The 2,537-nt window shown below is 76.9% G+C and carries 3 protein-coding genes; 2 read left to right on the top strand and 1 reads right to left on the bottom strand.

Features of this window, described 5'->3' with window-relative positions:
* Positions 1-473 (bottom strand): PAS domain-containing protein (locus AC2CJA_RS26065; RefSeq protein ID WP_484605124.1); only part of this gene is annotated, 473 nt, incomplete at its 3' end.
* Positions 474-692: 219 nt separating this feature from the next.
* On the opposite strand from AC2CJA_RS26065, the gene AC2CJA_RS26060 reads away from it, so the two are divergent.
* Together AC2CJA_RS26060 and AC2CJA_RS26055 are read left to right on the top strand one after the other, a co-directional pair.
* A complete protein-coding gene (locus tag AC2CJA_RS26060; RefSeq protein WP_484605123.1) occupies positions 693-1,454 on the top strand; it encodes a GAF and ANTAR domain-containing protein in 762 nt (253 codons plus the stop codon).
* 116 nt (positions 1,455-1,570) lie between these two features.
* The coding region (locus AC2CJA_RS26055; protein WP_484605122.1) for an aminotransferase class I/II-fold pyridoxal phosphate-dependent enzyme at positions 1,571-2,537 on the top strand (967 nt) is incomplete at its 3' end.

The following is a 2,537-nucleotide window of genomic DNA, read 5'->3' as shown; positions in this document are numbered from 1 at the left end:
GCGCCGTGCCGCGGCGGGCACGGCAGGCGGACGGTCAGGCCGCGGTCGCCCTCGCCGCGGGCGACGGCCGCCACCTGGGAACGGAAGGCCGCCCGGGAATCGTGGGCCAGGGAGCCGGTCAGCGCCCGCCCGGTGGCGTACTCGCCCCGCACGCCCAGCACCTGCCCGGCGGCGGGGTTGCACCGCCGTACCACCGTGTCCCGGTCCAGCAGGGCCACCGCCACCGGCAGCCGCTGGAACAGGGTGTGCAGCAACCGGTGCTCGTGGTGCTCCTCCCGGTCGCCGCCGCCTCGTTCGGCGGCCGGCTCCTCGCACCGCGGCAGCAGCACCTCGGCCGCGTACCGCAGCTCCAGGAGGGCGGCCTCCAGGGCGGGCAGCCGGTCGGCCTCCGGCAGGGCACGAGCCGACCGCAGTTCCTCCACCCGTCGGCGGAAGTCCGCCAGCTCGGTTCCGAACTCCTCCGCCTGCGCCATGTACTCAACGTAACCCGCGGGCAGCCGGAGGTCCTGTCGATGGGACGGAAAAAATATTACTCATCACTCTTTATTGGGATGATGATGGTGGGAGAGGGCGTGCGCCGAGCCGCACCGGGCGTTTTCCGGCCGGTGCGCAGGGCAGCCGACCCCTCGGGACCGGACGTTCGAGAACCGGCCGGAACCGGCCGGAGACCAGGGAAAGGACCGGGCAGCGCCATGCCGGACCGATGCGACGCGATGCCGTTCGAGTCCGCTCCGACCCGGCCGGGACCGGAGCCGCCGCCCGACGCCGCCTCGCCCGCCCGGAGCCTCGCCCGACTGGCCGAACAGGTCGTCCGCTCCACCCCCGGCTGCTGCGGAGCCACCGCCACCGTCCACACCGGCGGCGGTCCGGCCCGGGGCACCACCGCCGTCACCCATCCGGACCTGTCCGCGCTCGTCGCCGTCCAGTGGGAGGACGGAGACGGGCCCATGCCGCAGGCACTGCGCACCGGACGTCCCGCCGGCTCCGACGACCTGCTGCTGGACGACCGCTGGCCCGGATACCGGGCCAGGGCACTGGAGATGGGGCTGCGTTCCGGTGCCGCCCTGCCGTACCGCCGTGACGGCCTCACCGTCACCGTCACCGTCCACGGCTTCCGGCCCCGCCCGCTGGAGGAGACCGTCCGCTGCCCGGCGGCGCTCCTGGGCGACCTGGCCGCCACCGGGCTGGTCCGCGACCGCCGCCACCGTGCGGCGCTGGCGGAGACGGAGCAGCTCAGGAGCGCGCTGCGCAGCAGACCGGTGGTGGACCAGGCGTGCGGAATCGTGATGTACGTGCTCGGCTGCGACGCGCAGGAGGCGTTCGCCCTGCTGCGCGGGATCTCGCAGCACACCAACCGCAAGCTCTCCGACCTCGCCGGAGTCCTGGTGCGCGCCCGGGGGCACGGCATGGAGCAGGAACTCCAGCGCTTCCGGGAACGGTCCCGGCGGCCCTGACCGGCCCGGCGGGCGAGCGCGGACGAGTGTGATGAACCGGGAGGCGGCGGAGCCGGGCAGGGCGGAATCGGACAGGGACGGCCGGCGGGCCGTACCCGGACACGGCGGAGGCACGGATGCGGCAGACCCGACCCGACGGCCCCACCCCCGCGGCCGTGGCCGCGCCGGACCCGCGCGGCGCCCGGGGGACCGGGCACGGGGAATCCGGCGGGCACGACCGGGGCGCACACGGCGCCGTGGCCGAGGCGGCCTGCGGGTACTGGCGGCGGCGCGGTCTGCCCACCGGGCCCGGACAGGTCGTGACGGCCCCCACCGCGCCCCTGCTCCTGCTGGCGCTGCTCGCCGCGGCCGAGCCCGGACACGAGCCCGGTCCCGGACACGAGCCCGGTCCCGGACACGGGCCGGACGAGGGCGGGACGGAGAACGGCGGCGGGGTGGTGCTGCCCAGGCCGGGCCCGGCCTGGCACGCCGACCAGGCCCGGCTGCTCGGCCGGCCGCTGCACCCCGTACCCGTACCGGCCGAGTGCGGCGGAGTGCCCGATCCCTTCGCGCTGCTGGAGGCGGTGGGCCGCGCCCGCGCCGCGGGCGGCGACCCGCGGGTGCTGCTGCTGTCCGTGGCCGACGGGCTGACGGGGACGGCGGCGCCGCCCGAACTGCTGCACGAGGTGTGCGAGGCGGCCGTCCAGGAGGACCTGCTGATCATCAGCGACGAGAGCTGGCGCGACACCTCCCACGATCCCCACGACACGGTGATCGTCAGCCCCGCCGAGATCCTGCACCGGTCCGCCCGCCTCACCGGCGCCGGCACCCACGCCGACACCCTTCGCGTCCGCGCCCCCCACGGCGTGCCCGGCGGCGCGGACGAGGGCGGGGACCACGACTGCGTCGTGGTCCTCGTCGACCTCGGCGCCGAGGCGGAGCACGCCTTCGGACCGGACACAGTCATGGGCGTGGCACGCCTGCCCGCCACCGCGCGCGGGCGGGAGCTGGGCGAGCGCGCCCGCGCCGTCCTGGCCGCCCTGCGCGCCCACCCCCGCGACCGCGACGCCACCGCCGCCGCCGAGGCGCTGGACGAGCCGGAGC

Source organism: Streptomyces sp. ATLC9, assembly GCF_057196705.1.
The sequence above is the reverse complement of the archived record's forward strand: the minus strand, read 5'-3'. Positions and strand labels throughout refer to the sequence as shown.